This is a genomic window from Bartonella sp. AA9NXGY (assembly GCF_042196845.1).
GTDB lineage: Bacteria > Pseudomonadota > Alphaproteobacteria > Rhizobiales > Rhizobiaceae > Bartonella.
This window is the reverse complement of sequence record NZ_JBHIRB010000002.1, coordinates 158,146-183,791: the sequence shown is the minus strand read 5'-3', so window position 1 is coordinate 183,791 and position 25,646 is coordinate 158,146. Positions and strand designations below refer to the sequence as shown.

16 protein-coding genes are annotated in these 25,646 nt (G+C 38.3%); 10 read left to right on the top strand and 6 right to left on the bottom strand.

What is annotated here, in order from left to right:
- Positions 1-667: 667 nt before the first annotated feature.
- The 4 genes from ilvD to ACFIM6_RS01850 form a co-directional block, all read right to left on the bottom strand.
- Positions 668-2,506: a dihydroxy-acid dehydratase gene (gene ilvD / locus ACFIM6_RS01865; RefSeq protein WP_375611414.1), complete on the bottom strand. Its 1,839-nt coding sequence runs from the start codon at positions 2,504-2,506 to the stop codon at positions 668-670.
- A 171-nt stretch (positions 2,507-2,677) separates the two neighbouring features.
- Positions 2,678-2,857 (bottom strand): hypothetical protein, encoded by a 180-nt coding sequence (locus ACFIM6_RS01860; protein WP_375611413.1) that lies wholly within the window; start codon positions 2,855-2,857, stop codon positions 2,678-2,680.
- Positions 2,858-3,457: 600 nt separating this feature from the next.
- Positions 3,458-3,709 carry a DUF1150 domain-containing protein gene (locus ACFIM6_RS01855; protein WP_012754519.1) on the bottom strand — a complete coding sequence of 84 codons (252 nt, stop codon included), beginning with the start codon at positions 3,707-3,709 and terminating at the stop codon, positions 3,458-3,460.
- Between the two features lie 26 nt (positions 3,710-3,735).
- A complete protein-coding gene (locus tag ACFIM6_RS01850; protein WP_375611412.1) occupies positions 3,736-4,167 on the bottom strand; it encodes an Hsp20 family protein in 432 nt (143 codons plus the stop codon).
- Between the two features lie 120 nt (positions 4,168-4,287).
- Between ACFIM6_RS01850 and nth the strand changes: the two genes are divergently transcribed.
- The 10 genes from nth to ACFIM6_RS01800 all read left to right on the top strand — a co-directional run bounded on the left by nth (position 4,288) and on the right by ACFIM6_RS01800 (position 14,026).
- Positions 4,288-5,028, top strand: coding sequence for an endonuclease III (nth, locus tag ACFIM6_RS01845; protein ID WP_375611411.1), 741 nt, complete (start codon positions 4,288-4,290; stop codon positions 5,026-5,028).
- Positions 5,029-5,183: 155 nt separating this feature from the next.
- Entirely contained in the window at positions 5,184-5,387 is a 204-nt protein-coding gene (gene rpmI, locus ACFIM6_RS01840) for a 50S ribosomal protein L35 (RefSeq protein ID WP_183193590.1), read from the top strand.
- 33 nt (positions 5,388-5,420) lie between these two features.
- Entirely contained in the window at positions 5,421-5,822 is a 402-nt protein-coding gene (gene rplT / locus ACFIM6_RS01835) for a 50S ribosomal protein L20 (protein ID WP_012754515.1), read from the top strand.
- A gap of 94 nt (positions 5,823-5,916) precedes the next feature.
- A complete protein-coding gene (pheS, locus tag ACFIM6_RS01830) occupies positions 5,917-6,999 on the top strand; it encodes a phenylalanine--tRNA ligase subunit alpha (RefSeq protein WP_375611410.1) in 1,083 nt (360 codons plus the stop codon).
- Between the two features lie 32 nt (positions 7,000-7,031).
- The gene (gene pheT / locus ACFIM6_RS01825; protein ID WP_375611409.1) at positions 7,032-9,446 is read left to right on the top strand and encodes a phenylalanine--tRNA ligase subunit beta; all 2,415 of its coding nucleotides are present in this window, start codon (positions 7,032-7,034) and stop codon (positions 9,444-9,446) included.
- A 290-nt stretch (positions 9,447-9,736) separates the two neighbouring features.
- Entirely contained in the window at positions 9,737-10,645 is a 909-nt protein-coding gene (locus ACFIM6_RS01820; RefSeq protein ID WP_375611408.1) for a metal ABC transporter substrate-binding protein, read from the top strand.
- Positions 10,642-11,472, top strand: a complete 831-nt coding sequence (locus tag ACFIM6_RS01815) for a manganese/iron ABC transporter ATP-binding protein (protein ID WP_375611407.1) — start codon at positions 10,642-10,644, stop codon at positions 11,470-11,472. The genes ACFIM6_RS01820 and ACFIM6_RS01815 overlap by 4 nt, the downstream gene beginning before the upstream one ends.
- The gene (locus ACFIM6_RS01810) at positions 11,469-12,335 is read left to right on the top strand and encodes a metal ABC transporter permease (protein ID WP_375611406.1); all 867 of its coding nucleotides are present in this window, start codon (positions 11,469-11,471) and stop codon (positions 12,333-12,335) included. Before ACFIM6_RS01815 ends, ACFIM6_RS01810 begins: the two co-directional genes overlap by 4 nt.
- The gene (locus tag ACFIM6_RS01805) at positions 12,332-13,237 is read left to right on the top strand and encodes a metal ABC transporter permease (RefSeq protein WP_273790250.1); all 906 of its coding nucleotides are present in this window, start codon (positions 12,332-12,334) and stop codon (positions 13,235-13,237) included. Before ACFIM6_RS01810 ends, ACFIM6_RS01805 begins: the two co-directional genes overlap by 4 nt.
- 402 nt (positions 13,238-13,639) lie before the next feature.
- Complete coding sequence (locus ACFIM6_RS01800) at positions 13,640-14,026, top strand: YbaN family protein (RefSeq protein ID WP_375611405.1); 387 nt, start codon at positions 13,640-13,642, stop codon at positions 14,024-14,026.
- A 1,465-nt stretch (positions 14,027-15,491) separates the two neighbouring features.
- Here the strand turns inward: ACFIM6_RS01800 and pncB are convergent.
- Positions 15,492-16,796, bottom strand: a complete 1,305-nt coding sequence (gene pncB / locus ACFIM6_RS01795) for a nicotinate phosphoribosyltransferase (RefSeq protein ID WP_375611404.1) — start codon at positions 16,794-16,796, stop codon at positions 15,492-15,494.
- 132 nt (positions 16,797-16,928) lie between these two features.
- Positions 16,929-25,499, bottom strand: coding sequence for a GH36-type glycosyl hydrolase domain-containing protein (locus ACFIM6_RS01790; RefSeq protein WP_375611403.1), 8,571 nt, complete (start codon positions 25,497-25,499; stop codon positions 16,929-16,931).
- Between the last annotated feature and the right edge of the window lie 147 nt (positions 25,500-25,646).

Sequence of the window (25,646 nt, the reverse complement as noted above, 5' to 3'; positions counted from 1 at the left end):
GTTGGAATACCATCCCATTTTGTATAATAAATTCATGGATAATGGGTCTCGTATTTTCTTCACATTTTAAGTTATAAAGAGCTCTTTTACTGTTTTCATATGAAACATATAATCAGATATATCACAGCTGTACTTTATTTTCATAAACATCCTTCAACTCCTTCCCACACCTTAATGGATAAGAATTTTCATTCGAATCAAGTCTGCAAATAGTCCAGCTTCTAACGGATTTTCCTTGACTTCCTAATCATGTGCTTCTCTTAAACTCAAAGCTTTACAAACAAGTCTAAGAATATTCACCACACACTAAAAACACACTTAATATTTAAGGAAGATGCCGTATATCACAGCTCTAAATGACAGTGTTTTTACGGTACAACAAGATAATGCCACCAGTACAATAAATATCTTTCATAAATTATGAGTAATAAGAAATCATAATCTCATATAAGATTGGAATATGATATGAAAAGTAATTATACTGTATCTGTCTTACATAGCTGCTAAAATAAGCAATCTACCGCAGTTTTTAGTTGTATTGATAGCTTTTTAATCATACTCATCATGACTCGAAATATTCTGATAAGTTCATAAACTCATAAAATAATTAGCTTAGAATATCGTGCAAAAGATGCAAAAAATCAGAGCACTATCTCTATTCAACTCATCAAATATTACGTACTGCACCCTTTGCAGCAGATGTGGTCATCGCTGCATAGGCTTTGAGAGCCTTTGAAACTTTACGCTGACGCTTCTCAATCGGTTGCCAAGCGCCTTTTCCTTTTGCTTCCATCTTAGAACGGCGCTGCTTCATCTCAACGTCATCCACCAACATATGAATTCTACGATTTGGAATATCAATTTCTATGATATCCCCCTCTTCCACCAACGCAATTTCTCCTCCTTCAGCAGCTTCTGGTGAAATATGTCCTATTGAGAGCCCTGAACTTCCCCCTGAAAAACGTCCATCTGTAACAAGTGCACAAACCTTGCCTAATCCTTTAGATTTGAGATAACTCGTTGGATAAAGCATTTCTTGCATTCCAGGTCCACCACGTGGGCCTTCATAACGGATTAAAACAATTTCACCTGTTTTAATCTTATCAGTTAATATAGCTGAAACAGCTGAATCTTGGCTTTCAAAAATTCTTGCCGGACCTTTAAAAGTTAAAATTGATTGATCAACGCCTGCTGTTTTTACAATGCAGCCATCTTTTGCAAGATTTCCATAAAGAACTGCCAATCCCCCATCTTGTGAATATGCGTGTTCCCTATCGCGAATCACACCTTTTTCACGATCAAGGTCAAGGGTCTCATAGCGACAAGATTGACTAAAAGCTGTCTGTGTTGGAATACCACCTGGAGCGGCACGATAAAATGCATGAACTGTTGGCTCATTAGTTTGCTTTACATCCCAGCGGTAAAGAGCTTCTTTCATTGTTTTTGCGTGAACCGTATAAGTTGATGTATCAATGAGTCCTGCCGCATCCAGTTCACCTAAAAGCCCCATAATACCACCAGCGCGATGAACATCTTCCATATGTACATTTGCAACAGCAGGAGCAACCTTACATAAAACAGGAACACAACGTGAAAGATGATCAATATCCGTCATGGTAAAATCCACCTCACCTTCTTGCGCTGCAGCTAAAAGATGCAGTACTGTATTGGTTGATCCCCCCATGGCAATATCAACGGTCATTGCATTTTCAAAAGCCTTGCGTGAAGCAATAGAGCGCGGCAAAACTGTTTCATCATCTTCTTCATAATAACGTTTAACCAATGCAACAATCTGTTTTCCAGCTTCTTCAAAAAGCATTCGTCGATCTGCATGTGTTGCTAACATTGATCCATTTCCGGGAAGAGAAAGCCCCAATGCTTCCGTTAAGCAATTCATAGAATTGGCCGTAAACATTCCTGAACAAGAACCACATGTAGGACAAGCAGCACGCTCCATTTCAGCAACTTCTTCTTCTGAATTTTGTTCTGAAGCTGCTGCAACCATGGCATCGACCAAATCAACCGTTAGATCTTGATCCTTCCATTTAATCTTACCTGCTTCCATAGGACCACCTGAAACAAAGATTGTCGGAATATTCAACCGTAAAGCAGCCATTAACATACCAGGCGTAATTTTGTCACAATTAGAAATACAAACAAGTGCATCTGCACAATGTGCATTAACCATATACTCTACAGAATCAGCAATGATTTCACGTGAGGGCAACGAATAGAGCATTCCATCGTGCCCCATCGCAATTCCATCATCTACAGCAATGGTATTAAATTCTTTCGCAACACCACCGGCAACTGCTATCTGTTGTGCGACTAATTGCCCAAGATCTTTTAAATGGACATGCCCTGGTACAAATTGTGTAAAAGAATTCGCAATCGCAATAATGGGTTTACCAAAATCAGTATCTTTCATCCCTGTTGCACGCCAAAGTCCGCGGGCTCCTGCCATATTACGCCCGTGGGTCGATATCCTTGAACGGTAAGAAGGCATTATTTTTTTCCCCTCAAATAATTCCATTTTGCTTGTTGTGCTGTAACTTCATTATAAAAACAAGAGCTTTAATATTCAAAAGAGAAAAATACCTTGTACTGCGGCATTTGAAGCACAAAATTAAAAGCTCTGCATAAACTTTTTCATAAAGCCTTTGTTTTTTATTACCTGTTAATCAACATCTAATCCCTGTGCGAGTCCACGTTTGAGACAAATATCAAAACGCTTCAGTATGACACGAACTGTTCCAGATTTTTGTATGCCAGATTTGGTTAGTATATTGCATCTATCTGTTTGCGTAATTTCTGGAATTGGAAAAAATATAAAGAAATCGTGATAAAAATCTATCATCTCCTTATAATTCAGCTTTACACCTTTCAAACGCATTCATAAAAATATCTTTTAAATAATAATGACGCATTATCTCATGCTTTTGTTTTTACACTCTTCAATAGAGCTACTCCCCTCAGGAAGAACAAAACACACCAAACAAAATACACTTGTATAGCCTTTATACTCATTGCACTCGAGCCCATTTCACGATAGCGCCTATGAATGGTATAACAGCCCCCGTGAATAATATAAATCTATAAGGGACATCTTCACACTTATGAAGAAGAAAACTGACACCATCATACATTTTTTTATCCCCATATCGTGAACGTCCTTGGTAATTGAGACAATTAAAAAGAGATATTTTTATTCCTTTCTTCAAGTGTTTTTATCCACATGGCTCTCCCTGCTTATGACATCAAGCAAGTGACTTTAATTGTTTCAATATAAGAAGATCTCAAATGAGAGAACCTTATGATATTTGGGACTCTCATTCCAGTTGTAAAAAATTAATTATGAATATAAATCAATACTTAATCTCATTATAACTCACATTACACCCTTTACGAAAAAACAGATAGAATTTATAAAGAGTACAGCTTTTTCTCGTAAGGTAATCTAGTGCAGAGTTACAATTTGTAGTTCATGCTCATTGGCTCCAGCAAGGGCGATAGAACGCTCATCGGATAAAATGATAGGATAACCTGTTTCACCAAAGAGAGCCCATATGGTAATGCCTGGAGTCATAGGGGGAAGATCTGGAAAGTTTTTAGCCAGATCATCTGTACAAACCTTTTTTAAATAGGCAATCTGTCCCGCATCAGAGTAGGATGTGTTCTGAAACGACAAGTTTTGTTTGTGTTCTCCCATTTCACTGTTCCTTTACGCCTTAACTTTTATGACTCACTACTACTGACTTCAATTGGAATCTGTTTTATTTCTTTTTTTAATTTCGGTTGATGTAGATTAATCGATAAAAGACCATTTTTCAACTCTGCATTTGTAACATGCATCCCTTCCGCGAGAATAAAGGTTCGCTGGAATTGTCGCGCAGCTATACCGCGATATAAATATTGATGATTTTGGTTGTCTGTTTGTTTACCATGAATAACCAATTGATTATCATCGAGTAAAATATTAAGATGGTTAATCTTAAATCCAGCAACAGCCAAAGTTATCCGGATATGATTTGCATCATCACTTTTATGCAAACGTTCAATATTATAGGCTGGGTAAGCCTCATCAGCTTTACCGATACGTTGCAATATTTTTTCTACGGTTTCAAACCCTAAAAGAAAAGGATTGGAGAAAGGCGTCACATGTGTCATTCATGAGTATCCTCTTTAAAACGGCTTTACTGGACCAAACTCTATAAAAGTGTTCGCTGCACTCCTCTCATATGGCGAGCGTGAATGATAACTTCAAGAGAGAAGATTTAAGAGAGTTCAATGCCTCAAAGTAACATAAAATTATCAAAGGTGCGAAATTTATCTAGTATATTGTATAATAAAGATGAAATTGCGGAAATATTTCGCCGTTTTTCTGTGCAACGCCCAACACCTAAGAGTGATCTTAACTACATAAATACTTTTACACTTTTAGTTGCCGTTGTGCTTTCGGCTCAAGCGACAGATGTAAGCGTTAATAAAGCGACAAAAGAATTATTTTGCCTTGCTGATCAACCGGAAAAAATGGTTGCATTAGGGGAAGAAGAAATAGCAAATCATATCCGTTCAATTGGCCTTTGGCGTGCAAAAGCACGTAATGTTTATGCGCTTTGCAACTGTTTAATTGATTATTATGGCGGTCAAGTACCCGATACGCGTGAAGCACTCATGGCCCTTCCTGGAGTGGGGCGCAAAACGGCTAATGTGGTCTTGAATGTTGCTTTTGGTCAGCCTACATTGGCAGTAGATACACATATTTTTCGCTTAAGCAATCGTCTTGGTTTGGCGCCTGGAAAAACACCAGAAATTGTTGAGAAAAAATTATTAAAGATTATACCGGTTCATTATATTCGCCATGCGCATCATTGGCTGATTTTACATGGTCGCTATATTTGTCAAGCACGTAAACCACAATGTACGCAATGCATTATTGCCGATTTATGTAAAGCAGCCATCAAAACAAATGCAATTCCAGCACCTTTGGTTGAGCTTCACGGCAATGGAGCGCCGATTTTTTTGTAATACGGTCTTGCTATTTTGTGTATACTAGCTTATGAAAACGTCTTTAAGAGCCGCCCGGCAGGGCATGCCGTGGCTGTTTGAATGCTTGTTCAAGCGTTGGTCCGCTTGAGTGAATAAAATGTTTGATTGAATAAATTAATGTACGGAGTAGCAAAATGCCCAAGATGAAGACCAAATCATCCGCTAAAAAGCGGTTTAAAATCACTGCGTCAGGCAAAATTAAAGTAGCAGCTGCCGGTAAGCGCCACGGCATGATTAAGCGTTCGAATAAATTTATTCGCGATGCACGTGGAACAATGGTTTTGTGTGAACAAGATGCTAAAAAAGTCATTCAGCATTATTTGCCGAATGGTATTTAAACCTTACGCTTTTGATTTTGAGGAGATTATAATATGGCTCGTGTGAAAAGAGGTGTGACAGCACACGCTAAGCACAAAAAAGTTCTTAAACAGGCTGAAGGTTTTTACGGTCGTCGTAAAAATACCATTCGTGCAGCTAAAGCAGCGGTTGATCGTTCAAAGCAATACGCTTATCGTGACCGCAAAAATAGGAAACGTACTTTCCGTGCTTTGTGGATTCAGAGAATTAATGCGGCTGTTCGCGCAGAAGGTTTAACTTATGGACGTTTTATTGATGGCTTATCAAAAGCCGGTATTGAGGTTGATCGTAAGGTTCTTTCAGATATAGCAATCCATGAGGCAGAAGCATTTTCTGCTTTAGTTGCTTCGGCAAAAAAAGCTTTAGAATATTTAAAAGATACGACACCTAATGCTTTCGAAGGCGCTGTCAAATAAGCCAGTCGTGTTCTCTTAAAGCATTCATTTATTCGAGGTCCCGTGCTGGCTATTGCGAGTGCGGGTTTTTCTTTATTAAAAAATAGGCAAAAATATGAATGATATTGAGCGTCTGGAACAAGAAATTTGTTTAGCCTTAGAGGCAGCAGGTGATGAACAAGCACTTGAAGAAGTGCGTATTGCAGCATTGGGTAAAAAAGGTAGTATCTCTGAAAAATTAAAAGAATTAGGAAAAATGGATGCTGGCGAGCGCCATAAAGTTGGACCAGTTCTTAATGGATTAAAAAATCGCATTTTAGAATTATGGGCACAAAAGCGTGATCTTCTGAAAAGACAGGCAATGGATGTCCGTCTTTCTCGTGAAACAGTTGATGTTACCTTGCCTGTTCGCTCTTCACCTATAGAACGGGGACGCATTCATCCTATTTCACAAGTGATTGAGGAAATTATTGCCATTTATACAAAGTTGGGTTTTTCTCTTGCAGAGGGACCTGATATTGAAACAGATTATTATAATTTTACAGCATTGAATTTTCCTGAAGGGCATCCAGCGCGTGAAATGCATGATACCTTCTTTTTTGATGTTGATAAAATGGGAGAACGAAAATTATTGCGAACCCATACATCACCCGTACAAATTCGCACACTAGAAAAACAAAAAGCACCGATACGAATCATTATTCCTGGAAAAACTTACCGCATGGATTCGGATGCAACACATTCTCCCATGTTCCATCAGGTCGAGGGTCTTGTCATTGATAAAACCTCCACCATTGCACATATGATGTGGCTGCATGAAACTTTTTGTAAAGCATTTTTTGAAGTTCCCTCTGTAAAAATGCGTTTTCGTCCCTCTTTTTTCCCTTTTACCGAACCATCTATGGAGGTAGATATTCAATGTGATCGTTCTGGTTCAGAAGTAAAGTTCGGAGAAGGGCAGGATTGGTTGGAAATTTTAGGATGCGGAATGGTGCATCCCCAGGTGTTGAAAAATGTTGGTTTAGATCCAGATGAATATCAAGGTTTTGCATGGGGCATGGGCATTGATCGTATTGCCATGTTGAAATACGGTATGCCTGATTTGCGGGCTTTTTTTGATGCTGACCTGCGTTGGTTAGACCATTATGGCTTTCGTTGCTTTGATATGCCTGCTTTTTTTCCTAATAGAAATGTGTGATCTTAGTCATCGCTTTCATGTGAGGTTTTAAAATGAAGTTTACATTGTCCTGGTTAAAAGATCACTTAGAAACAAATGCATCTTTGAATGAAATTTGTGAAAAATTAACCGCTATAGGTCTTGAGGTTGATTACGTTGATGATCGGTCTTCTTTAAAAGGTTTTGTGATTGCAAAAGTTTTAACAGCAATAAAGCATCCTGATGCAGATAAACTTCAAATTTTATCAGTCGATACAGGGACTTCCACACCTGTTCAAGTTGTCTGTGGAGCACCAAATGCACGCGCAGGTCTTGTTGGTGTGCTGGCACTACCAGGCACTTATATTCTAGGACTTGATGTAACATTATCTGTAGGAAAAATCCGAGGTGTTGAAAGTTTTGGGATGATGTGTTCACAAGCGGAGCTTGAATTATCAAATGAGCATGATGGGATTATTGAACTTCCAGAAGATGCACCTATTGGAGGTTCATTTGCAGCTTATGCTGGTTTAGATGATCCGGTTATTGATATTGGTTTGACCCCTAATCGTTCCGATTGCACAGGTGTTCGTGGTATTGCACGTGATCTTGCTGCCGCTGGAATGGGAAAATTAAAAGAATTATCCTTGTCAAAATTTGATCCTTCCTTTGAAACACCTCTCGATGTTTCATTAGATTTTTCGCAAGATTCATCATTATGTTTAGGTTTTGCTTGGCGTGAAGTGCGCAATGTTCAAAATGGTGCATCACCACAGTGGATGCAACAGCGTTTGAATGCAATTGGTCTGAGACCGATTAATGCGCTTGTTGATATGACCAATTACATCAGTTTTGACCTTGGTCGTCCGCTCCATGTTTTTGATGCAGATAAAATTAAAGGTAATTTGTGTGTACGTTGCGCGCGTGAAGGAGAGCAGCTTCAAGCACTGAACGGAAAAATCTATCATCTGGGCCCTAAGAATTGTGTCATTGCAGATGACGAGGGGGTTGTTTCGATTGCCGGTATCATGGGCGGTGAAAGAACGAGTTGTGATGAAACAACACATCGCATTATTATTGAATCGGCGCTTTGGGATGCGCGAAGCATTGCACAAACAGGAAGAGCATTAGGTCTTATTAGTGATGCACGTTATCGATTTGAACGAGGTGTTGACCCGGCTTTTATAGAAACAGGACTTGAGATTGCAACAGAATTGGTCTTACGTCTTTGTGGTGGTGAAGTATCTAAAAAGAAGATCGTTGGCTATCAGCAACAAGAAATCAAACAGATCGCTTTTCCTTTTTCTGAAATTAAACGTTTAACAAATTTGGAAATAGAACCTGAAAAAGTCATCTCTATTTTAACAAAACTTGGATTTTTTGTTGAAGGAAAAGGAGAAGTCGTTACGGTAAAAGTACCATCATGGCGCCCTGATATTATGGGTAAAGCCGATTTGGTGGAAGAGGTTATGAGAATTTATGGGTTAGATAAAATTAAACCTATTCCTTTGGAAAACTTTGCAGAAGGAAAAGATCAAATTTTAACATGCGCACAAATTCGTTCACGTGCTACACGTTTGGCTCTAGTGCAACGTGGTATGAAAGAAGCGGTGACATGGTCTTTTATTTCTGAAAATCAAGCTCTTGCTTTTGGAGGAGGTCAAGAAGAGCTTAAATTAGTTAATCCTATTGCTGCTGATATGTCAATGATGCGTCCTTCCCTTTTACCTGGCTTGATTATGGCGGCACAAAGAAATGCTGATCGTGGTTTTTCCGATCTTGCTTTGTTTGAAGTTTCAAGTATTTATGAGGGCGACACCCCTGATAAACAACACCGTGTTGTTAGTGGAATTCGTCGCGGAACAGAGCAATTTAAAGGGGCTGGGCGTTTTTGGAATGGAAATGCAACCGTCGTTGATGTTTTTGATGCCAAAGCAGATGCTTTAGCTATTTTAGAAGCATGCGATATGGATGTTGGGAAAGTGCAGATTGAAGTTGGAGCACCGGATTGGTATCATCCTGGTCGTTCAGGTGTCATAAAACTTGGATCAAAGATTATTCTTGGTTTTTTTGGTGTTTTTCATCCTGCTACATTAGAAAAGTTAGATGTCAGTGGCCCTTTATGCGGCTTTGAAATTTTTCTAGATCGAATTCCAGAATCAAAGAAAAAAACGACCAAAAGCCGTCCTCCTTTGAAACTCTCACCTTTTCAAATGGTGCGGCGTGATTTTGCCTTTATAGCGGATAAAACTGTTGCCTCTTCTCTTATTATTCGTGCGGCAGGTGGAGCTGATAAAAAACTTATTCATTCAGTGCAGGTTTTTGATATTTTTGAAGATTTAAGCTTTGGTGAAGATAAAAAATCTGTCGCAATTGAAGTAACTATTCAGCCCATAGAACGGACTCTAACAGATGAAGATTTAGAAAAGCTTGCCTCAAAAATCGTGGATAATGTTACCAAAATGACAGGTGCATATTTGCGCTACTGAGTATTCTCATTTTTTATGAGATATTTTACATGAAGTGGGAGCTTGTTTGAGTACTCCCTTTTTGTTTAGCACTCAAGAGCTATAGAGCTTCTTGAAAGGGGATCTTATTACCAAAACAAGCTGCTTAAATCATCAGTTTTTTCAATATGAAAAAACTGTTTTTAAACATCTTGAAAAGTTATTTTTTCTCTTAATCCTTCATTGCAAATGTAAAAGATAACTGCTATTGCTAAATGATAATGCAAATTATTTGCAATAAAAAGAAGGCATATAAAGGAAAGAGAGAATCAATGAACGTAAGAACGTTTTTCACCATAGTTTTTGGAAGTGTTATTTTTTTTACACCCAATTTTGCTTTGTGTGCTGGTAAATTTAAAGCTGTTACGACATTCACTATCATTGCTGATATGGCACGCAATGTAGCAGGTGATGCCGCTGATGTTGAATCCATTACAAAACCAGGTGCGGAAATTCATGAATACCAACCCACCCCACGCGATCTTATGCGTGCTCAGGGAGCTAACCTTGTATTGTGGAATGGTTTAGAGTTAGAGCTTTGGTTTGAAAAGTTTTTTCAAAATATCAAGGATGTTCCAAGTGTTGTTGTTTCAAAAGGTATTGTACCCATTAAAATTGGTGAGGGCCCCTTTAGCGGTAAACCCAATCCTCATGCGTGGATGTCACCGACCTCTGCTTTGATTTACGTTGATAATATTCGCGATGCTTTTGTAAAATATGATCCTGAACATGCTGAAATTTATAAACAGAATGCTGAAATTTATAAACAGAAAATTCGTGCAACGATTGATCCAATTAGGGCTGAATTAGAAGCTGTACCGCAAGATAAACGTTGGCTTGTGACTAGTGAGGGGGCTTTTAGCTATTTGGCGCGTGATTTTGATCTAAAAGAACTTTATTTATGGCCCATCAATGCTGACCAACAAGGAACACCACAGCAGGTCAAGCATGTTATTGATATGGTTCGCAAATACAATATTCATGCAGTTTTTTCTGAAAGCACTATTTCCCCTGCGCCTGCTAAGCAGGTTGCCAGAGAAACAGGAGCTAAATACGGTGGTGTTCTTTATGTTGATTCTTTAAGTGAGAAAAATGGTGAGGTACCCACTTATATTGATTTATTACGTGTCACGAGTGGGCGTATTAGCAATGCTTTAGTAGAGGGAGTAAAAAACCAATGACGGAATGTGGAATTTTTGCCCAAGGAGTAACGGTAACATATCGTAATGGACATACAGCTTTACGCGAAGTGAATTTTGAAAGTCCAAAGGGTTCTATTACGGCATTGGTTGGTGTTAATGGATCCGGTAAGTCAACGTTATTTAAAGCGATTATGGGGTTTGTACGCCCCTCAAAGGGAAAAATTCGTATGTTTGATTTGCCCGTTGATGTAGCTTTGAAAAAAAATCTTATTGCTTATGTTCCTCAAAGTGAAGATGTTGATTGGAATTTTCCTGTCTTGGTTGAAGATGTTGTATTGATGGGGCGGTACGGTCATATGAATTTCTTTCGCTATGCCCGTACACAAGATTATGAGGCCGTTCGTATTGCCTTAGAACGCGTTGATATGTTGGCTTTTGCCAAGCGCCAAATTGGAGAACTTTCTGGTGGACAGAAAAAGCGTGTTTTCCTAGCGCGCGCGCTTGCACAGAAAGCAAAAGCTATTTTATTAGATGAGCCGTTTACAGGGGTTGACGTTACAACAGAAGATAAAATCATTGCTTTGTTACAAGATCTCCGTAAAGAAGGAGCAGTGATCTTGGTTTCAACTCACAATTTGGGTTCTGTTCGCGAATTTTGTGATCATACAGTTTTAATAAAAGGGACTGTTTTAGCTTCTGGGTTAACAGAAAAAATCTTTACAAAGGAAAATCTGGAGAAAACTTTTGGAGGGTCTTTGCATCACCATATTTTTGATCTTCAAACCACAAAAAAAAATGATGTTTTCATGGGAAGAAAGCAGTCTAGCGTTTGTGAAGATATTGAAAGAGTGGAGCACGTTGCATGATTTCTTGGTTGCTTGAGCCACTGAGCTATCAATATATGGTGAATGCAATGTGGGTTTCTGGGTTAGTTGGGTGTGTTTGTGCCTTTCTTTCAGCTTTTTTGATGTTAAAAGGTTGGTCATTGATTGGTGATGCACTTTCCCATTCGATTGTTCCTGGTGTAGCAGGAGCTTACCTTTTAGGGTTACCTTTTTCACTCGGCGCTTTTTTTTCTGGTGGTCTTGCAGCAGCAGCAATGCTCTTTTTTAACCACCGGACAAAGCTTAAAGAAGATACCATTATTGGGCTCATTTTTTCTTCCTTTTTTGCCTTTGGGTTGTTTCTCAAATCATTAAAACCAATGGCTGTTAATATTGATACGATTGTTTTGGGAAATATTTTAGCAGTGAGTTCAACAGATATTCTACAATTGGCTTTTATCGGCTTTGTTTCGTTGCTTATATTGCTTTTGAAATGGAAAGATCTTCTTGTGTCATTATTTGATGAAACGCATGCGCATGCCATTGGATTAAACGTAAAATTTTTAAAGATTCTCTTTTTCACATTGCTTGCCGCTTGTACTGTTGCTGCGATGCAAACCGTTGGAGCATTCTTAGTCATTTGTCTTGTTGTGACACCTGGGGCAACGGCCTATCTTTTAAGTGATCGTTTCGTGAACATCTTGGTTATTGCAGTTGTAATTGGAACCTTCACAAGTGTCTTGGGTGTTTATGTGAGTTATTTTTTGAATGCACAAACGGGGGGGGTTGTAGTGCTTTTTCAAGCATCTTTATTTGTTTTGGCTTTTATTTTTGCTCCTAAACATGGGTTTATTGCTGCGCGCTTACGCATAAATGCGGCAAAAAAGGGTGTAATATTATCATGATTGATCAATTACTGCTTCCATTTCAGTTTTCTTTTATGCTTAAGGGTATGCTTATTGTCATGATTCTTTCTATTCCCATGGCGATGCTTTCCTGTTTTCTTATTTTGAAAGGATGGGCGCTGTTAGGCGATGCCATTTCTCATGCAGTTTTTCCAGGTGTTGTTGTTGGTTATATGACAACACCATGGGTAATCGCATTTTTAACTTCTTTGCCATTTGCTTGGTTTCAGCATATGCGTCCAGAGAATATTACAATGACTTTGATTACTTGCGGTGCTTTTGTTGCAGGAATGGTGTGTGCACTATTAACGGGTTTTTTAGGGAGCAATAGCCGTATCAAACAGGACACGGTGATGGGTGTGGTCTTTTCTTCAATGTTTGGTTTGGGGCTTGTTTTAGCCACGTCTATTTATAGTAGCTTAGATTTGAATCATATTCTATTTGGTAATCTCTTGGGTGTTAACTGGCTTGATATAACGCAGACGGCAATCATTTCTGCTGTTGTCACTTTTATTTTAGCAGCAAAATGGCGCGACTTTATGCTGTATATTTTTGACACAGTTCAAGGACGTGCAATGGGGTTACCAATATCTCTACTCCACTATACCCTTCTAACGATGATTTCTCTTACAATTGTTGCAGCTTTGAAAGCTGTCGGCATCGTGCTCGTTATTTCTTTACTGATAGCACCAGGAGCAATTGCCTATCTTGTCACAAAGCGGTTTTCTTTTATGTTAATGATCGCGATACTTGTTGCAGCTTTTTCTGGTTTTTTAGGGATTTATCTCAGCTTATTTATCGGCTCTGATTCTGCTTCCACAATTGTGTTGATCTTGACGTTGATTTTTATGGCTATTTTCATGATGATTTTCTTTCGTCGAAACACAGTTCAAGAGACTTGAAAGTGTTAAAATTCATGCATATCAGCCATGCATTTTTATATATTGTTTCTCATTTTTATTTTAATTAGAGTCTGGGGTGCTAGATTATTTTTCCTCCTAATATCTAGCAGGTGAATGCAGTAGATTTTCTCCCCCCCAACACTGCATTTTAATTAAGAGGCTGCATTGATTTATTCTGCAGCCTTTTTATTTTTTTCTAAAACTTTTTCTCATTTCTTGAAATCATTTAAAATGATTATAATATTGTGTAAGCTATTCGGTATTTTCAAGGAACTTATAACAGCAAAGACACTTACGCATGAAGGGATAGAGCGTAATTGTACACTCAGACATGTAAACAGAAAAAAAACAGATACAATGTTTTTGTATAGGGTTTTGCGTAGAGGAAAATAGTACGAGAAAATGAAAAAAGATTTGAAGATATCGCACCCTTTACGTATCTGTTATTATATAGCAGGGTGGGCGATGGTTATATTAGGTATTATCGGTGTCGTATTACCTATTATGCCAACTGTGCCTTTTTTATTGGTTGCCTCATGGTGTTTTACGCGTTCTTCTCCACGTTTTCATCAATGGTTGAATAATCATCGTATTTTTGGTCCCCCTATTAAGCGATGGGAAGAAAAAAAAGCAATCTCTCCATTCGTTAAAGTTTTTGCAATGATGAGTATGACAGGAGGATTTTTATCCTTTTTTGTAATGCTACACCCTCCTTTGTGGATTTCTTTACTTGTTGCGGTTATATTATTGCTGATTGCCATTTATATTGTAACACGTCCATCTTCCTAATGATAAAAAAGGCTTTATGGGATACTCTTTTTAGCTTCAACTTATTTGTAAAAACTATGAGAACTTTTAAGTTTTGAATATAAGCTCTCCATTTCCAAAATGCATATGAAATAGCAAGCTTTTTGAACGCAATTAATTAATAATATGTTTGTGAAATAATTTTTATGAACACTCAAAATGTTCTCACTTGGTAAACAATGATAAATCACATTCATGGAAGAGAGTCATTATTTTTGTAAAGCATGTTTGTATGAATCTCTACATATACATCATTAAAAAGTCATTGATATGATAGTCATTTCTTTCTAAAAGACATTTCGTTTGTTTTCATATCTCTTAATGAGGATATAATACAAAGCTTACTAAACACCATCATTTTTATACTTATACAGTTAAGAAGCCGGTCTATTATATCAATCTTTAATGTTACATCTGTTATTAACTTAAGAATAATTCATAAGAAACAACAGAGTTTTTCAAATGGTTTTATATATACACGCATTCTTATTATAATATGCGAATAAATAATTTCTCTGTCTTTGTATAAAGCTTATTCGAAATAAAAATATTATTGCATTCTCTGTTTTTTAATGAAGTCATGCCCCTCACGTAAAACAAAAGGTCTCCCAAATCATGTTATTTACACATTTATTTTTAATGAAACATTTCTCAACGCTTTACTCATTTCATAATAGCAGACTATACATGGATAAAGTAAAATCTCCTGTAACATGTATAAAATCTATTTGAGCACCATCATCCTTGCCTTTCAAAATGCACACCAATAGTCACCATGCTATTTGTCATCCTCCAATTTTGCCTTAGTAATTCCTAATGCTACAATTATAGCTTGTCATCTGGTTTTGTATATTTTGACACTAGATTTTGTACCAATTTATTTTTTTCAAAGAGTTTAAAGATGTTCTCAAAGGGTTTTGAAAGCCTTTTCTCATTTTTACTTATGGAAACGCACTTTTTCCTGATTTTCGGTAATTTTTGCAATTTTAGGTGTCAAAATCTATTTTGATAAAACGCGCATTGAATGGTCAAAATTGTACATAAAAACAACAAATTACCACGTATTCCTACTTAATCCAACCTCTTCCCACTTAGTATAAAACCTACTGTCAAACTACAACAATAACCCTTAGAACTTGAAAACCTTCATACATGCAAGGAGATGAGTGTGCTTGATTTAACAGGGTTAAAATGAGAAAATCTCCTTGGCTAAACTTCCTTGGCACGTTAAGTATTTTTTTAATGCGTCGTAAATATTTTTAAGTCTTATCTATCGCGCCTTATGTAAGTGAAGCGTATGCGTGGTAGGCCAAGTAGAATCTGCTCAAAAACAGCCGAACTGTTTACAGACCAGCAAAGGTTAAGAATCCTCGTCCTTAGGGTAGGACAAAAATCAATCTTATAAACAATATGATGGATCAATATACTTGTTTTAAAGAACCGGAAACTATGTCTTTATAGGTCTAGCAATTCGCTTTTTATTACCAAAAAAATTGAGATAACGTTGTACTTCTTTTGAATCACCGATCGTTTTTTCAGGATTATCTGAAAGTTTTACGGCTGGTCGACCATTGGCATAGGTCACCTTACAAACAAGGGAAAGAGCATCAAGAGTTTCGATTTCCTGAGGTGCACAGCCTGTAAAATCATTGGTAAGATCCGTGCCCCATCCAAAACTCATGCGCACTTTACCATGGAAATGATGATAGGTTTTTTCAATTGTATTGACATCAAGAGCATCAGAAAAAATTAAAAGTTTTTTGCGTGGATCTTTTCCTTTTTCTTTCCACCATTGAATAATACGTTCACCACCTTCAATAGGAGGCGCACTATCGGGTCTGAAACCCGTCCAATCAGCGACCCAATCTGGTGCATTGCGTAAAAATTCTTCTGTACCAAAGGTATCAGGTAATACAATGAGAAGATTTCCACCATAATAACGATTCCAATCTTGCAAAACTTGATACGGAGCTCTGCGTAATTCATCATCGTTGTTGCTGAGAGCCGCAATAACCATAGGCAATTCGTGTGCATTGGTTCCAAGAGCTTCTAAATCCGTATCCATGGCAAGAAGAACATTAGAAGTTCCAGTAAAAGAATGACCAATGCCTTCTTTTAATGCTTCCACACACCAGCGCTGCCATAAAAAAGAATGGCGACGCCTTGTCCCAAAGTCAGATATTTTAATATCAGGCAATTTTTTGAGACGTTCAACTTTACTCCACATTTTTGCTTTAGCACGCGCATAAAGTACATCAAGAGCAAAACGATCTAGTTTTTTGAGAGCAGCACGTGAACGTAATTCACTAATAATAGCAAGGGCAGGAATTTCCCACATGGAACTATGGGCCCAGGGTCCATGAAAATGAAGGATATATTGGCCATCTTTGCGGGTGAGTTCATATTCTGGAAGTTGAAAATTCTCAAGCCACTGAAGAAAATCCGGTTCAAAAATTTGTTTGCGTCCATAAAATGTATTACCAGCAAGCCAAATCATTTCTTTTTTTGTAAAGCGCAAACTAAGAGCATGATCAAGTTGGGCACGCAATTCACTCTCATCAATATCGTCGGCAAGACGTATTGTTTTAGAGCGATTTATGAGGGAAAAAGTAACATTAACATTAGGATATAACCCCCAAATCATCTGCACCATTAGAAGCTTATAAAAATCCGTATCAAGAAGTGACCGAATAATGGGATCAAGTTTCCAAGTGTGATTGTAAACACGTCTAGCAATATCCGGATGATTCATAACCTTTTTCTTTCATTTTCATAAAATCTAAAATATTATGCACCAACACGGCTAATATAGGCGGTGCAATATAACAACTCTACAGTTTTGGACAAGAATAAAAAGTCTGCTCTCTTTTTTCATCTTTAATCTTTAAGATTTGACAATACGTATAATTTCATGCTGACCTGTTTTTTGTAACTTTATCCCTATATGAACTTCGGTATATTCTTTGCTATTAATATAGAGCATATTTTTAGGTCCCCATTTTACTTTAATGCAATAAACGGCATCATAAAACTTCATTGTTGCTTCATATTTTGGCCAAATAGAGGGTAAATGTGGCTGCAAAAACAATAGGTCTCCCTGACGCTGTATTCCAAGAATAGCTTGTGTTGCGGCGCGATAAAACCAACCGGCTGAACCTGTATACCAAGTCCAACCGCCTTGACCACATCGTGGTTCAACAGCATAAATATCTGCGACCATTACATAAGGTTCAACACGATAAATTTCAGGATCTTGTCCATGGGTAATTGGGTTTATCATAGAAAATAAAGCATAAGCTTTATCGTTTTGTTCCATTTCAGCCAACGCAAAAATACTCCAAATGGCACCATGCGTGTATTGACCACCATTTTCTCGAATTCCTGGAGGATAACCTTTTATATAACCAGGCTCGAGCGTACTTTTATCAAAAGGCGGCCAAAAAAGGCGAATGAGTCCGCCTTTTTTATCATAGAGATGTTCCAACATTGATGTCATTGCTTGTTTTTGACGTTCAGGCGATGCCATTTGAGAAATGATAGCCCAAGATTGAGCAATGGTATCAATTTGACATTCATCATTGATTTTAGAGCCAAGAGGTGTTCCATCATCAAAATAACCACGTCGATACCAAGCACCATCCCAACCATTTTTCTCTAGGCATTTTGTTAAATGTTCAAGGTACGTACTCCATATTTGCATATGGCTATTGTCAGCACGTTTTTTGGCTAAAGAGATAAATGCTTGTAATGTGTACCCAAGAAACCATCCTAACCAAATGCTTTCGCCTTTTCCTTCCACACCGACCAAATTCATGCCATCATTCCAATCCCCACCTAAAATAAGAGGGAGACCATGTGGTCCGCAGCGTTTAATGGCAAGGTCTAAAGCTAAAACACAATGTTCATAAACTGTTGCAACCTTTGGGGATTGGGTGGGTTGAAAATAAGCATCCTGTTGCCCACTTTTGAGAACATCACCTTCAATAAAAGGAATGAGCGTATCAAGAAAAGCGTCATCACCAGTGGTAGTGACATAAAGAGCTGTTGCATATGCAAGCCAAACGATATCATCAGAAATGTATGTACGAACACCAGCATTTGTGTCAGGCAACCACCAATGTTGCACATCACCTTCAAGAAATTGGTGCGCTGCTGCATTTAACAATTGTTCACGTGCTAATTGTGGTTCCAGCAATAACAAAGACAAGCTATCTTGTAACTGGTCACGAAAACCAAATGCACCACTCGCTTGGTAAAAGCCTGCGCGTGCCATGATGCGGCATGCGTAGATTTGATAAGGAAGCCAATGGTTGACCATAAGATTAAAAGAAGCATCAGGTGTTTTGACTTGGAAAGGAGAAACAAAATCACTCCATTGCTGTTTTTGTTTTGTGAGCTGAATTTCAAAATCACTTGCACGTACTTGATTGAGTAATTTTTCAGCTTCTTGCCTATTTTCAGCACTGCCAAGATAGAAGATGATTTCTTTTGTTTGCCCTGGTTGAAGATCAATATCATAGGCGAATGCTGAACAAGGATCACATCCTGCTTCAATGGTATTCGAAAGAGCAGCGGCTTTACGGATCGCATTTGGACGTGTTACGGTTCCCGTTGCACCAATAAATTCAGCGCGATTGGTCGTAGTGCTGGTTGGCATTTCGGACGCTGATAAAAATGTAACTTGTTGAGATTTCTCGATGTGATAGGGATTTTGAATAAAATGTGCACCCCATCTGGTCTCATAAGAGGAAACAATAAAGGGGGCATATTTTGTACGGACATTTCCCAAAACCCATTCAACATAATTATAAAGGCGTAAACTGCGTGGTTTTTTCCCTTCATTCGTAAGGATAAGACGTGAAAAGCGAATAGGTTTTTCGGGATCAAGTGTATGAGTCAATTCTAATGCGATTTCTGAATGTGTTGATTTAAAAGTTGAGAATCCAAACCCATGACACGCCTCATAGACAATATTTTCGTCACATTCAACAGTAGAAACGGGTGAGAAACGTTTTAAAGACTGGCGATCAACCAGATAAAGAGCTTCTCCTGGTCGGTTAGACGTTGGATCATTCGCCCAAGGAGTTAGTTGATAATCGCGGCTATTGTTAGCCCAAGTAAAAATTGCACCTTCAGCAGAGACATGAAAACCAAATCTGTGATTAGCAATGACATTAATCCACGGATGCGGTGTAGTGGTACGTCCATGAAGACGTATTACATAATGATTGTGCTGATTAAAACCACCGTAACCATTCCAATATCTTAGATCTTCTCCATTTGGGAGAAAAGAGGATGGTTTTTGTTGGCTAATAAGACCAATGGAAGAAAAAAGATTTTGTTCAGTTTGTGTTGTAAATTGCTGTCCTTCGTTATATCTTGGCAAGTCTAATTGATCATAAGGTTCTTGATAATTTTTACGAACTGTGAGATTAAAATCATTCTCATCAAGTCGTTTAAGTTGTTCAGATAAAGAGCCATTTTGGGCATCAAGAACGATACGCGCTGATGCAAGAAGCGTTTTAAAACTCTGTTCACTCATTTGATCGCGTCGAAGCATGAAAATATGTTGGCGTTCATCTGCTTTTTGCGTGTGGTGATAATAAGATTCACAGACCCACTCAAGAGCGCGTTGTGTACTTTGTATATAAGAAAATGTTTGTTCATTAAGAATGACCAAATCAACAATGAGTCCACGCATACGCCAATATTCATGTGCTTTAAGGAGCTCGCGCAGTACAGTTATATTTCCCTCGTTATTTAATCTAAGAAGACAGAGTGGATTGTCTCCTGAGATAGACATGGGCCAAAGATTAGACTGTTTTCCTAGCGTTTTTGCTAATATTTCAGAAGGAAGACGCCACGTTCTTTCTGGATAAATAAGTGGTGTTGCATATTTTTGATAGACAATAGCTTCTTTAAGCTGGGTTCCGCTCTGATACAGTGCGACTTGTGAGCGCGTCCATGCCATTGAAAGTTCTTTTTGAAACATATCAGGTTGTCGATAATGTTTAATATGATTATTTAGCGCTTCTTTTGTATGAGCAGCAAAAGTCCAAAAAATAAGTTCTGCTTTTTCATGGGCTGGAATTTTTATACGGCATCGCAATGACATAACAGGGTCAAGAACACAACCTTGACTGTTACTGAAACGAGCATTTTGGTCAAATGCAGCAGGACGATGAATGGATCGCCCCCGACCAATAAACAGAGAGCGATCTGTTTCAGCTTCTGTCTCTTGGAGAATATCTGTTGTACTAGAAACAAAATGAGCAACATAGATTTCAGGGTCACTAGGCGAGCGTTTGCGCCTTTTGGCAAAAATTGTTTTACCTTCTTCAGTAATTTCTGTCTCTATAAACATACGAGAAAAAACAGGATGAACTTGGTCTGTATCCATCGTGGCAAGTGCTAATTCACCATAAGAAGTCACTTCAATGAGTCGGTCTTTATTTGTCGTATTCATCAGTTGAATACGTCTCCCTTCGCCACATCCTTCAGATGTAATAAGACATTCAAGTGTTGATTTAATACCATCAACCATTTTTGTATATTCAGCCTTTTCATCTGTAAAAATGCTGACAGCGTCTTCTTCAATAACACGTGTTGGCTCACCAGTAACAGACCACCACCGTCCACTATGCGTATCACGTAAGAAGAATAAAGTACCTTGTTGATCTTCTGTTGCATCAGGAATAAAGCGCGTAATCGCATAATCGTGCCAACGACTGTAACCAGAACCGTTCGCTGTTAACATGGTAGAATAAAAGCCATTAGACAAAAGTAAAGTTGCTCGTGGTTTGAGTAACGGGTTTGTAATAATGCGCAAAGGGGCTGCGTCAAATGCTTGAGACTTATTGCGCATACGATTAACAGCTTTGGTATGAATAATAGGAATGAGATGAGGCGCTCTTTCCTGTAAGAGCAATTGTGTTGCTTCAATAACGGGATCACGGTGAAAACGATCACGCATTCGCCCTTGAAAAATAACATTGTTAAGAGCAAGAATAGACATGCCATGATGATGCGCATAATAATTGCATACAATGGCGTATTTTTCCCCTGTTTTCACACGTGTTGGAGTAAAATCAACAGAGTCATAATAACCATATGTTCCTAAAGCTCCAAGATCACGGAGTCGTTTTAAATTAGCGACAGCGCAAGCAGGAGCATATTGTGCCGCTAGAAGGCTGGCATAGGGAGCAATGACAGCATTGCGTGAAAGACCACGTTGGAGTCCGAGGTTTGGAACACCAAAATGAGCGTATTGGTAATTCATTAAATGATCGCGAGCATTAAATGCGGCTTCTGAAATACCCCATGGCAATTCCCGTTTATGGGCATATTGTATTTGACAACGAATAATCAATCGATTTGTTTGATCTAGGAGAGATCCTAAAGGTTCATGCATTACGAGAGATGGCATAAGATATTCAAACATTGATCCAGACCATGATAGGAGTGCACCTTTCCCACCTATGGGTACGAGAAGTCGACCAAGACGAAACCAATGTTTAAGTTTTATATCTCCTTTTGCGATGGCAAAAAAGCTTGCAAGACGTGCTTCTGAAGCAAGTAGGTCATAACAATTTTCATCGAGTTTGTTTTCTTGAACACGATATCCTATGGATAAGAGATGCCGTTTAGGCTGTTCTAAAAAGTCAAATTTCATATCAAAGGCTATTTGCCGTGCCATTATAGCCAGCCTGTTTAGTTTTTTACTTAATTTTTCAGTATCACAATGAGCAGTCGCATCATTATGATGAGCGTTACAGGTGTCGATAAGGCATTTAGCCCAAGAAAGCGCACCAGCAGATTCTATCGTTTGAATTTTGTGGTCAAGTTCACCGACTAAGTGCACAATATCGTGGGCTGCAAGTGAAAGATCTATGATGTGAGAAGGGACCGTATTTTCTTGTTCTAAAAAAGTGAAGACAGAGTCATGAAAACGAGTGATGTTTTCTTCGATTTTTTGGCGTAAAGAGCGTAAACTGGGTTGATGATCTGGAATTTCTCTGACAGTTTCTTCAAGAATAGCAAGAACATCCGATAAGCCTTCTCGATCACTTTGGAAAAAAAGAGGCGGTTTTTCAGCCCATTCACTTAAAGCAGAAGAGAGTGTTACCAAATGACCGGCAAGATTTCCTGAATCAACGGTTGATACATAAGTAGGTAAAAGAGGCCTGAGTGTATCCGTTTCATACCAATTATAGAGATGACCACGAAACTTTTCCATTTTTGTAAGAGAGCGTAATGTACATTCAATACGGGTGATGGTCTCTTCAAAACCAATCCAGCCAAAATCACGTGCTGCAATAATAGAAAGGAGATAAACCCCAATATTCGTAGGCGATGTACGTTGAGCAACAAGAGGTTCAGGATCTTCTTGAAAATTATCGGGAGGCAAATAGTTGTTTTGTGCATTGACAAAGGTTGCATAATAAAGCCATGTCCGCCGTGCAATAGAACGGAGTTTTTTTTCATCTTTTGAAGAAAGATCAAGGCTATCTTGAAAGGTTGAAGGTTGACTCACAATCCAAGCAATGAAGGGTGAAAAAAACCATGCTATCCCAAAAGGCAAAGCAACCAAGCTTGCAAAACTATCAGAAAAAAGAGGGAGTGCTATAGTAAGAATACCAATAAGCGATGCTGGTGCCATTGTAAAAACATAGAAACGCAAACTATTGGGTATTGATTTTGTTGCGGCAGAAGTTTTCCATTCAAGAAGATGCTGTTTTGAAATCGTCATACGATAGAGTGTACGAATAATCGCATCGGTCATAAAATACGCCGAATGAGCAAGAAACGTCGTTTTAAGAAATATATCAGCGCTTGTAAGAGCAATTTTGTTCCAAATTAATTGAAAATGTCCACGCAAAGAATGATCTATATTGGATGAGACAAGCGTTTTTAATACACATAGAATGGGTGAAATGAAGGAGCTAAACAACAAGAATAGTTGCCAGACGATTGCACTCTTTAAAGACAAAAAAGCCCATCCTGCAAATGCTGCGATTAACCACATAAGTGGCGTGAGAGAACGACGTAAATTATCCTGCATTTTCCAACGCGTCACGGAACTTATTTGACGGTGGGGAAAAAGATAAGGCAAAAGCTGCCAATCACCGCGGACCCAACGATGATAACGCATAACATCAATATTGTAAGCGGTTGGATAGTCTTCAATGACTTCTATGCTACTTACCAGAGCAGTACGAGCATAACCTCCCTCTAAGAGATCATGGCTAAGAATAGTATTTTCTTTAATTTTGCCATCAAGCGCTTGTTCAAATGCATCAATATTATAAAGACCTTTACCGATAAAGGTGCCTTCTCCTAAAAGATCTTGATAAGTATCAGAAACAGCAAAAACATAAGGATCAATGCCACGGTTTATAGAAAAAACCCGTTGGAGAATTGATGTTTTTTTTCCTGTTGTAAGAGAAGGAATAATGCGTGGTTGTAAAATGCTATAGCCCTTTACAACCTTTCCACTTTGTGGATCAAAAACGGGATAATTGAGTGGATGGTTAAGCTTTCCAACAAGTTTCGCGACGCTCTCTGGAGTAAGACGTGTATCACAATCTAGCGTCATAACAAAACGGCAATCCATAGGAAGATGTGGATTGGGAGGATAAAAGCTTGTATTTTTATCGCCTCTTAAGAGCCGATTAAGTTCATGAAGTTTTCCTCGCTTTCGTTCCCATCCCATCCAACATTTTTCGCTTGTATTATAAAGGCGTCGGCGATGTAAAAGGAAAAAAAGCGGAAGTTCATCACGATGATAACGACTATTGAGTTTATCAATACTCTTTTGCGCATAGTGCAATAAATCAAGATCATCTTGCGTTTCTCTCAATGGAGCATCCACCCAATCTGTAATGAGTGCAAAATGAATGGCACCTTTAGGATTGGAAAGATAGTGCACTTCAAGATTGCGCACTTGTTCATCAATGTCAGCGCGTGATGTCATCAAAGTAGGTACAACAACCATTGTCCGTGCATGTTTTGGAATACCTTCTTTATATTCATAACCAATGAGTTGTTTTGATGGGACAAACCACGAAACAACAGTGTTAAATAAAGCAAAAGCAGCATCGATAGCAGGAAAAAGCGCCAATCCAGTAAAGCAAAAAGACATCCATTGTGTCATGCCAGATAGCTGTAAAAGGGCGTAAATTACCAGCAAAAGAGCAAGCGTCAGAAGAGAGACAGGAACGGCGATGACTCTCAATTTTGAGCAACAGGAAGCGCGTGTCCATTTTATGAGAAAGGGCGGAATATACCCACAAGCCTTTTCAAATATGCCACGACCATCATCAACAAGGTACCACCCCACACAAGAATGATGAGGCATATCTTTAGAAGTGGAATTTGCCATTTCTACAACTTTATGTGCAACTTCCAGTTCACTAAGAGGCGAAAAGCGAGAAACTTTTTCAATGACTTGTCGATAAATATTGCGTGAGTGAGCATCAATTTCAGAAAAATCACTATTTTTACGCAAAATAGAATCGACACAACTCACTGTTTCAAACCATGCTGTCCAATCAACATCATCTATAGCTTTAAGAGAACAGATAATATTTCCCATGGTCACACCATCTGCTGCTTGTCGGGTATGTTCATCAGCTGTTGCAATCTCTAAGCTACTGCCTTGGCTTTTCAATTGCTTTTCAAGCCAAGTTAATGCTACGGTTGAATCGACAGATGCACTGCGCAGGCGATAGAATAAATGTGCTGAAAAAGTTGGATCAACAGTAAATGGTTTATACTGCGTAAAAAGAGAGTGTAGATTTGTTTTATTTTCTACAAGAGAAATTTTATCAGCTACTTGACTAGCAAGATGGCGCATATGTCGCGCTTTTTCGATACGTACTGAAAGACGACGGACATTTTCAATGAGCAGCATTTGCATAACTGAAGGAAGAGCCCACAATTCACCAATTGTGAGCGCACAAACTTCTTGAAATCCGTTGGTCATAGCAGTGAGTGTTTCTTGTGAAAAGCTGCTATCGGTATGCGCAATATAAAGCCAAGTTAAAGCAAAAATTCGTGGTATTCCGGCTTTGTGTGTAGAAAGAGGAAGTTGCTTTATGAAGGACTTGGGTAGATTACGACGTAGCTTTTGTATGGTTTTATCAATGGTGTAATGATTATCAATGAGCCATTGAGCAGATGGTGCGATGGTTTCATCATTTCGAGCAGCAAAATCACTGGTATGAAAGGCATGAAGAATAAGTTTAGCATTTTCATTCAATCTCTTGCGAAAATCTCCTACTCCTTCATATTCAGGGAGTAAAATTTCTTTACCAGAAGCTATATCATGCCCTAAGTTATAAAGATCTTCCTGTACCTTATAAATTGCACGAAGAGGAAAATCCGTATTAATAAAATGATCTTTTTTCTCTTTTTGAGAAAAAAAGCACTTTATGAAAGGTATTATGCACGTCATAGTGTCCCATTGTTATTCAATTACATTGTTTTTTATTTAAATTTTAAGCATTTTATCTGAATAGTGAACCGTTGTTAGACAAAAAACAAACTTTTTGTTTTTATTTGCAAGCATTTATAATTTTTGTTTCAATAATTTAAAAATAAG

Coding starts and splice junctions, on each gene's coding strand:
- ilvD (WP_375611414.1), bottom strand. CDS start 2,506: ATGCCTTCTTACCGTTCAAGGATATCGACCCACGGGCGTAATATGGCA.
- ACFIM6_RS01860 (WP_375611413.1), bottom strand. CDS start 2,857: ATGATAGATTTTTATCACGATTTCTTTATATTTTTTCCAATTCCAGAA.
- ACFIM6_RS01855 (WP_012754519.1), bottom strand. CDS start 3,709: ATGGGAGAACACAAACAAAACTTGTCGTTTCAGAACACATCCTACTCT.
- ACFIM6_RS01850 (WP_375611412.1), bottom strand. CDS start 4,167: ATGACACATGTGACGCCTTTCTCCAATCCTTTTCTTTTAGGGTTTGAA.
- nth (WP_375611411.1), top strand. CDS start 4,288: ATGCCTCAAAGTAACATAAAATTATCAAAGGTGCGAAATTTATCTAGT.
- rpmI (WP_183193590.1), top strand. CDS start 5,184: ATGCCCAAGATGAAGACCAAATCATCCGCTAAAAAGCGGTTTAAAATC.
- rplT (WP_012754515.1), top strand. CDS start 5,421: ATGGCTCGTGTGAAAAGAGGTGTGACAGCACACGCTAAGCACAAAAAA.
- pheS (WP_375611410.1), top strand. CDS start 5,917: ATGAATGATATTGAGCGTCTGGAACAAGAAATTTGTTTAGCCTTAGAG.
- pheT (WP_375611409.1), top strand. CDS start 7,032: ATGAAGTTTACATTGTCCTGGTTAAAAGATCACTTAGAAACAAATGCA.
- ACFIM6_RS01820 (WP_375611408.1), top strand. CDS start 9,737: ATGAACGTAAGAACGTTTTTCACCATAGTTTTTGGAAGTGTTATTTTT.
- ACFIM6_RS01815 (WP_375611407.1), top strand. CDS start 10,642: ATGACGGAATGTGGAATTTTTGCCCAAGGAGTAACGGTAACATATCGT.
- ACFIM6_RS01810 (WP_375611406.1), top strand. CDS start 11,469: ATGATTTCTTGGTTGCTTGAGCCACTGAGCTATCAATATATGGTGAAT.
- ACFIM6_RS01805 (WP_273790250.1), top strand. CDS start 12,332: ATGATTGATCAATTACTGCTTCCATTTCAGTTTTCTTTTATGCTTAAG.
- ACFIM6_RS01800 (WP_375611405.1), top strand. CDS start 13,640: ATGAAAAAAGATTTGAAGATATCGCACCCTTTACGTATCTGTTATTAT.
- pncB (WP_375611404.1), bottom strand. CDS start 16,796: ATGAATCATCCGGATATTGCTAGACGTGTTTACAATCACACTTGGAAA.
- ACFIM6_RS01790 (WP_375611403.1), bottom strand. CDS start 25,499: ATGACGTGCATAATACCTTTCATAAAGTGCTTTTTTTCTCAAAAAGAG.